The 8,310-nt window shown below is 41.5% G+C and carries 6 protein-coding genes and 1 other annotated feature (1 of these 7 only partly in view); of the genes, 5 read left to right on the top strand and 1 reads right to left on the bottom strand.

Annotated features, from left to right (window positions below):
- Positions 1-121: 121 nt before the first annotated feature.
- The 4 genes from recJ (at position 122) to dtd (ending at position 5,939) form a co-directional block, all read left to right on the top strand.
- Positions 122-2,485, top strand: coding sequence for a single-stranded-DNA-specific exonuclease RecJ (gene recJ / locus V7077_RS03645; protein ID WP_335498482.1), 2,364 nt, complete (start codon positions 122-124; stop codon positions 2,483-2,485).
- Positions 2,476-2,988, top strand: a complete 513-nt coding sequence (locus tag V7077_RS03640; RefSeq protein ID WP_235740557.1) for an adenine phosphoribosyltransferase — start codon at positions 2,476-2,478, stop codon at positions 2,986-2,988. The genes recJ and V7077_RS03640 overlap by 10 nt, the downstream gene beginning before the upstream one ends.
- A 302-nt stretch (positions 2,989-3,290) precedes the next feature.
- Complete coding sequence (locus V7077_RS03635; RefSeq protein ID WP_215043863.1) at positions 3,291-5,486, top strand: RelA/SpoT family protein; 2,196 nt, start codon at positions 3,291-3,293, stop codon at positions 5,484-5,486.
- A gap of 12 nt (positions 5,487-5,498) precedes the next feature.
- The gene (dtd, locus tag V7077_RS03630) at positions 5,499-5,939 is read left to right on the top strand and encodes a D-aminoacyl-tRNA deacylase (RefSeq protein ID WP_335498481.1); all 441 of its coding nucleotides are present in this window, start codon (positions 5,499-5,501) and stop codon (positions 5,937-5,939) included.
- A gap of 88 nt (positions 5,940-6,027) precedes the next feature.
- Here dtd and V7077_RS03625 read toward each other — a convergent pair whose 3' ends face one another.
- Entirely contained in the window at positions 6,028-7,776 is a 1,749-nt protein-coding gene (locus V7077_RS03625) for an SH3 domain-containing protein (protein WP_335498480.1), read from the bottom strand.
- A 169-nt stretch (positions 7,777-7,945) separates the two neighbouring features.
- Here V7077_RS03625 and V7077_RS03620 point away from each other — a divergent pair, with 169 nt between their 5' ends.
- Complete coding sequence (locus tag V7077_RS03620; protein ID WP_215043858.1) at positions 7,946-8,122, top strand: hypothetical protein; 177 nt, start codon at positions 7,946-7,948, stop codon at positions 8,120-8,122.
- Positions 8,123-8,180: 58 nt separating this feature from the next.
- Positions 8,181-8,310: a binding site (T-box leader), on the top strand (it continues 107 nt past the right edge of the window).

Genomic DNA, 8,310 nt, shown 5'->3' with positions numbered 1-8,310 from the left:
CATTCAAGATTAACACAGCAATATTAAAAGAAAAACTGCAAACCATTTGCAGTTTTTTCTTTTGATTGAAAGCTTATCCTCGCTCCTGTATAATTAGAAAGTCTGAGGGGTGAACGTACAATTGTTAAAATCAAAAACTAACTGGATTGTTCGCAAAACTGATCATAAACTTGCCCAAATGCTTGTAAATGAATTGAAAATAACACCTCTGGTTGCATCCCTGCTTGTAAACCGTGGACTGGATACCGTAGATTCTGCTCGGTATTTTTTATTTGGAAAAGATGGGTTTCATGATCCATATTTACTTATAGGAATGGAAACAGCGGTTGAACGAATTAAAGAGGCGATTGATAAACAAGAACCTATTCTTATTTTTGGGGATTACGATGCCGATGGAGTAAGCAGCACCTCGGTGTTAATGATTACACTTCGCGATTTAGGGGCAAATGTCCAATTTTATATCCCTAATCGTTTTAGAGAAGGATATGGACCAAATGAATCTGCTTTCCGTCAAGCGGCGGAAAATGGTATTAAATTGATTATCACCGTAGATACAGGAATAGCGGCTGTGCATGAGGCAGCTGTTGCAAAAGAACTTGGCCTGGACTTAATTATTACCGATCACCATGAACCTGGACCGGTTTTACCAGAGGCACTCGCCATCATTCATCCCAAACTGCCTGATAGCACTTATCCATTTCGCGAACTGGCTGGAGTCGGTGTCGCTTTTAAACTGGCCCATGCCTTATATGGGGAAGTTCCCGATCATTTATTTGAAATTGCCGTCATCGGAACAATTGCTGACTTAGTGTCGTTGAAAGGCGAAAACCGCCTGATCGCCAAAAAAGGTCTTGAAAAACTGAGAGTAACCCAAAATATTGGCCTCCGAGCTATTTTAAAAGTTGCTGGGGTTGACCTTAAGGCAGTTAATGAAGAAACGATTGGGTTTACAATTGCACCACGAATTAATGCGGTCGGCAGGCTCGAAGATGCAGATTTAGCCGTTCATTTGTTATTAACAGAAGACCCGGAGGAAGCTCAAAGTTTAGCTGAAGAAATGGATGCGTTAAACAAAACAAGGCAGGAGATCGTCAACACCATTACGGCCGAAGCAATCGCTGAGGTTGAAAAAAACTACCCGATTGAGACCAATAAAGTATTGGTGATTGGGAAAGAAGCCTGGAATCCCGGTGTTATTGGAATTGTGGCTTCAAGACTTGTCGAAAAGTTCTATCGGCCAACCATCGTGCTAAATTTTGACCCGGACAAAGGTGTCGCTAAGGGTTCGGCAAGAAGTATTCTCGGATATGATTTATTTAAAAATTTATCGACATGCAGAGAACTTCTGCCCCATTTTGGCGGACATCCGATGGCAGCTGGGATGACATTAAAACTTGAAGACGTTGCTGAACTCCGTGAGCGCCTTAACCGCCTCGCTGACGAGCAGCTGACAGATGAACATTTAATCCCATTAACGCAGCTTGATGAGAAGTTACATCTTCAAGATATCAGTTTATCTTCCTTAGATGAACTAAGTTTGCTCGCCCCGTTTGGCATGGATAACCCGAAGCCAAAAGTGTTAATCGATAATGTGGCGATTACGAGTATGAGAAAGATTGGCAGTGGACAAAATCATTTAAAGGTCTTAGTAAATGAAGAAGGCTCCACCCTTGATGGTGTAGGGTTTGGTTTAGGTGCGCTTGCTGACCAAATTTCTCCTGTCTCAAAAATTTCATTAATTGGAGAATTATCTATTAATGAATGGAATAATAATCGTAAACCACAAATCTTTATTCACGATATGGCTGTCCATTCGTGGCAATTATTTGATTTGCGCGGACAAAAACGAGCGAATCACTTCCAAACGATTGTACCTGCTGAAAACAGGAAAATTATTATTTTTAATCAAGAGCACCTTGAAAAAATAAACCCAGAGCTGCGTTCTGAGACGATCCTTATTCAAACTATTGAAGATGCCAAAGCCTTTGATGGATTAGGAGCCAATATTGCTTTAGTTGATTTCCCGCCAACCAAGGATCATGTAAAAGAATTAGTAGCTGGAAAAGAGCCTGCAAGGATTTATACTTATTTTTATAAAGAAGCAAGCGATTATTTTTCCACCCTGCCAACCCGCGACCACTTCAAATGGTTCTATGCCTTTCTGCTAAAAAAAGGCCCAATCGACTTGAAGCTTCATGGTGAAACCATAGCGAAACATCGCGGCTGGTCGCAGGAAACGATTAAATTTATGTCAAAGGTGTTTTCTGAACTAGATTTTGTTACAATAAACAATGGATTTATCACTTTAAATACGGGCGCGCCAAAGCGTGACCTGACTGATTCCCAAACTTATCAAACAAAACAGGCCCAGTATGCTCTTGAAAGAGAATTATTGTTTTCCTCCTTTCAAGAATTAAAAGGCTGGTTCGATCAAGTCATTCAAGGATCGGTTGAATCTGAGGAGGCAATTAAAGAATGGATTTAAGAGAATTTATCACAATCGTACCCGATTGGCCAAAACCGGGGATTAAATTTAAAGACATCACCCCTTTAATGAATAATGGTGAAGCCTATAAATACGCAACAGACCAAATTGTTGAATATGCAAAAGAGAAGCAAATCGATATTATCGTTGGACCGGAAGCACGTGGCTTTATTATTGGCTGCCCGGTTGCCTATTCGTTAGGAGTAGGCTTTGCCCCAGTCCGCAAAGAAGGTAAGCTGCCACGAGAAACCATTAAGGTAAGCTACGGATTGGAGTATGGTAAGGATGTTTTAACCATCCACAAAGATGCAATCCGACCTGGTCAACGAGTGTTAATTACCGATGACTTGCTGGCAACAGGCGGTACGATCGAAGCAACGATTCAATTGGTAGAAGAGCTTGGCGGTGTGGTAGCCGGAATCGCTTTTCTAGTGGAATTAAGCTATTTAGAAGGCCGTAATAAATTAGACGGCTACGATGTTCTAACATTGATGCACTATTAATGAAGGCATGAGGGCACTCAGGATACGAGTGCTCTCTTTATATAATGAAAAAGGTGGGCTTTTTACCTTGTATTGGGCGTCACAAAAACAACAAAAGCGACAAAATTATCGTATTTTAGTAAAAAAACAGCCCAATCCCTTTACAATTCCGCAAATTTTTTCGATAATGGTAACAATCATTCTAATTTAGTAACAATTTTTTTTAGAAAAGCATTCATATAGATAGATATTTTGTTCAGACCATCAGGTGGACTTACAAAATACGTTGATATAAAAAATGAGATGAAAATAAAGGTGATTTCATGGCGAACGATCAAGTGTTAACGGCCGACCAAGTCATCGACAAGACTAGAAAATATTTAAATGATGAGCATGTTGAATTAGTCAAAAAGGCTTATGAGTATGCGAAACATGCCCATCGTGAACAATATAGAAAATCGGGAGAGCCCTATATTATCCATCCGATTCAGGTTGCCGGTATTTTAGCGGACCTTGAAATGGACCCGGCAACGGTGGCGGCTGGTTTTCTCCATGACGTTGTAGAAGACACCAATGTAACCTTAGGGGATATTACAGAGGCTTTTAACAGCGAAGTGGCAATGCTTGTTGATGGGGTTACAAAGTTAGGGAAAATAAAATACAAGTCTCATGAGGAGCAGCAGGCCGAGAACCACCGGAAGATGTTTGTAGCAATGGCACAAGACATCCGCGTGATTCTGATTAAACTTGCTGACCGCTTGCATAATATGCGGACACTTAAGCATCTTCCTGTAGAGAAGCAGCGTCGGATTTCAAATGAGACACTTGAAATTTTTGCACCTTTAGCTCATCGTCTAGGTATTTCTAAGATTAAATGGGAGTTGGAAGATACCGCATTAAGATACTTAAATCCACAGCAGTATTACCGGATTGTGAACTTAATGAAGAAGAAACGGGCCGAACGCGAGCAATATTTAGATGATGTCGTCGATGAAGTGAAGAGCCGCTTAAATGAAGTATCGATTAAAGCTGAGCTTTCAGGACGCCCAAAGCATATTTACAGCATCTATCGTAAAATGGCCCTGCAAAATAAACAATTCAGTGAAATTTATGATTTGCTGGCTGTACGGATTGTAGTCAATAGTATTAAGGATTGTTATGCCGTTCTTGGCATTATTCACACTTGCTGGAAGCCAATGCCAGGGCGTTTCAAGGACTATATCGCAATGCCAAAGCCCAATATGTATCAATCATTGCATACAACGGTTATTGGGCCAAAGGGAGATCCGCTTGAAGTGCAAATTCGTACGTACGAGATGCACCAAATTGCGGAATTCGGGGTTGCTGCCCACTGGGCCTATAAAGAAGGTAAAACAATTAGCGACAGCTCAACCTTTGAACAAAAGCTTACCTGGTTTAGGGAAATTCTTGAGTTCCAGAATGATACCGCCAATGCCGAAGAGTTTATGGAGTCATTAAAAATTGACTTGTTTTCCGATATGGTATTTATTTTTACACCAAAGGGTGACGTGATCGAATTGCCTTCTGGCTCTGTTCCGATTGATTTTGCCTATCGGATTCACTCCGAAATTGGCAATAAGACGATAGGTGCCAAAGTGAATGGAAAAATGGTCACACTCGATTATAAATTGAAGACTGGCGATATTATTGAGATTCTCACTTCAAAACATTCGTACGGACCAAGCCAGGATTGGTTAAAGCTCGCTCAAACATCACAAGCCAAGAACAAGATTCGAGCGTTCTTTAAGAAGCAGCGCCGTGATGAGAATGTCATTAAAGGCAAAGAACTGGTTGAAAAAGAAATCCGCACAATGGAATTCGATATAAAAGAAATTTTAACACCGGATAATCTTAAAAAGGTTGCAGAAAAGTTTAATTTTTCCAATGAAGAAGATATGTATGCTGCTGTCGGCTATAACGGTGTTACCGCCTTGCAGGTGGCCAATCGTTTAACCGAGAAGTGGCGGAAAAAGCGGGATAAAGAACAATCAGCAACCATTGCGAATGCGATTACCGATTTAAAAGCCTTTCCGTCGACGAAAAAGCGGGAATCAGGTGTACGTGTGCAAGGGATTGATAACCTGTTAATCCGGTTGTCCAAATGCTGTAATCCTGTTCCGGGTGATGAGATTGTCGGTTTTATCACAAAAGGACGCGGGGTGTCTGTTCACCGTTCTGATTGCCCAAATATTGATTCGAACGATGCTCAATCTAGATTAATTCCGGTTGAGTGGGAATCTTCCTTAAACGATCGTAAAGAGTATAACGTTGATATCGAAATCAGTGGTTATGACCGACAGGGGCTGCTTAATGAGGTTCTCCAAGCGGTTAGTGAGACGAAGACCAATATTTCAGCTGTTAGCGGGAAGTCGGATCGTAATAAGATGGCGACGATTATTATGTCAATTGCCATTCACAATGTCAGCCACCTCCAAAAGGTTGTGGAGCGCATTAAGCAAATCCCGGACATTTATTCAGTTCGCCGGATTATGAATTAAGGAGTTTCTAGCATGAGAATAGTAGTGCAGCGCAGCAAGAAAGCCAAGGTTACTGTCGATGGTGAAATAACCGGGAGGATTAAGCAAGGCTTTGTCCTTCTGGTTGGGGTGACACATGAGGATAAAGAAGAAGATGCCCTCTATTTAGCGGATAAAATTGCGAACCTTCGAATTTTTGATGATCATGAGGGAAAAATGAATCTTTCGTTATTGGATGTGGGCGGTGAAATTCTCTCGGTTTCTCAGTTCACCCTTTATGGTGACTGCCGGAAAGGGCGGCGGCCAAACTTCATGGACGCTGCAAGGCCCGAACAGGCAGTGGTCTTATATGAAGCCTTTAATCAGATGCTTCGGGACAAAGGGATTACGGTTGAAACGGGTGTGTTTGGCGCCATGATGGATGTAGAATTAATCAATGATGGACCTGTTACGTTGATTGTAGAAAGTAAGTAGGCTGCCTTGGCATTCGTGCCGGGCTTTTTTTGTTGAGCCAGCCAACCGCAAAAAAGCTCTGGAAGAGTCATCTTCCAGAGCTTTTTGTTTAATTATTTTTAAAATACCTTGCTAAGCCTTCATAAAGCCCTGAGGCGGCGTTTTCTTGAAATACTCCAGAGTTAAGAGTAATTTCCTCTTGTGGGTCGCTTAAATATCCCAGTTCAATTAGAGCAGCTTTTTGACTGTTTTCCCGGATGACATGGAAATCACCAAATCTTACCCCGCGCCCCTCCAATTTTGTTTGAGCAACTGTTGAGGTATAGAGCGAATCCGCCAATCCTTCTTGATCGTTATAATAATAATATCCTGTCATTCCCCGCACACTTCGATCTAAACTGCTGTCGTAATGCAGGCTGATAAAGGCATCGGCATCATTGGCAGTGGCCGCATTTACCCTTGATGGCAGAGTAATAAAGGAATCACTGCTTCTTGTCAAGGTGACATTAGCTCCGGCAGCTCTTAGTTTATCGTACAAAAGCCGTGCGGTTCTTAATGTTAGTTCCTTCTCAAGCGTTCCATTTGCACCGGTAGTCCCATTATCCCCTCCGCCATGACCAGGGTCGAGGACAATCGTTTTGTTTTTTAGATAGCTTTCGGCGCCGCTCTTTTGAATTTGAGTATTGGACCCATTCATTGAAGCAATCCAGCCGGCGACGAACCCAGTACGGCCGTTCTTTAACTTGATCTCATACCAATCGTTGACAATCCTTTTTACTGTAAAAGTATCTCCTTCGTTAGCAAGAGCGACCACATTCGATTGGACCTTTGCTTCTTGTCTAATATTTGTTCCGTTATGTAAGATGGTCACTTTGCTATCCTTTAATGACTGCTTGGCAGGAGTGGAAGCAGTTGTTTTCTCCAAATACCATCCGGAGACCCATCCGTAACTGCCAGACTCATACTCTATTTTTGCCCAATTATTATTTTCTTCTAAAATAGCAAATTGCTGACCCTTTGCAACACTGCCAATAATGGCCGCATTTAATGAAGAGTCTGAACGGACACTAAGGCTTTCGGCTGTTACGGTACTGTATTCCCCAGTTGAAGTGTTCTTCGGTGTGTCTTTAGCAGTCCCAGATTGTTCTTCAATAAATTCAGCCTTTACCCAGCCTTTTAGACTTGAATAACTAATTTCCAGCCAGCTATTTTGTTTGGAAGTAATGGTGACGTTCGTACCATATGTTAGTTTACCAATAATAGGACTCGATGCAGACGCTTCCGTTCGGATGTTTATAGTATCTGCGGTGACTGTACCCATCTTGGGATTGCTAGATGAAGCAGAGGGACTGTTACCGCTTTGGATATCTAAAAATTCTCGGATTACCCATCCTTCGCCAAAGGACGAGGTGATTTTATACCAGTTTTCATTTTGATCAAGGATGGTTACTTCTTGTCCTTGATTGATAAAGCCGACAATCGGGAAACTTGTCCCAGGACCAGAACGAATTCTTAATTGGTCAGTGTTGGCCTTGGCCATTTTCTTTCCTGTTGACGTGGAAGCCTGTTCAGAGTTGGTTTCGTTATCCTTTGTGACCAGCCAATTAACGATCCAGCCTGTTTGGCCTAGTGCTAGTTTGATTTCAATCCAATCTCCAGTCTCTTTTACAATCGAATATTTTTCGCCTCTTTTTACGGTGAAAGTGAGAGGGTAACTTAATCCTGGGCCGCTGCGCACATTAACCGTATCAGTCGAAATGGTTACAGTTCCGCTGGAGGCCATGCCTTTTCCTTGCGGCAGGAAGGTACCGAAAATGAGAATAATAGAGAAGAGAAACAGTGTGAATTTTTTTGACATCGACAACCTCCTTTATCCGTTTATATTTTATCGTAAAAAGTAAAGAAATTCATTCCTAAAATGGCTAATTAAGTTAAATTTACTAGAAAACTTGCTTAAAAAAATTAATTTCCTGCAAGTTTTATGTAATTGGTGGAAATACTAGTAAAAAAGACAGAGGTGATGGGTGATGAGATCAAGTGAGAAGGGCATGAACATACAATCAATGGAGGGCCGTCTTTTTGGGGTGGATTTCCATGACTTTATTCAAAAAGAAGGTCATACGAACTCGATTGAGCTTGCATCGGAATTTGGGATCACAATGGGCGATGTCAGAAAGTTAAAAAAACACTTAGGAAGGTCTTAAATCTTTCTTGACATTACCACGGTTGCTCCGTATTATTAAATAAATATAGTCATATTAGGAATAACCAATGATGGAGCATAGTAATTAAGATCATCCATGGAAAGAGAGGAAGTGCCTTAGGCTGAGAGCATTTCTCCATGTACCTTAGTGAAAGAACACTCCGTAGGCTTCTCTTTGAAAAAGCAGCG

This window comes from Neobacillus vireti (assembly GCF_036962465.1).
Lineage (GTDB): Bacteria > Bacillota > Bacilli > Bacillales > Cytobacillaceae > Neobacillus > Neobacillus vireti_B.
This window is presented reverse-complemented; position numbering and strand designations above follow the sequence as displayed.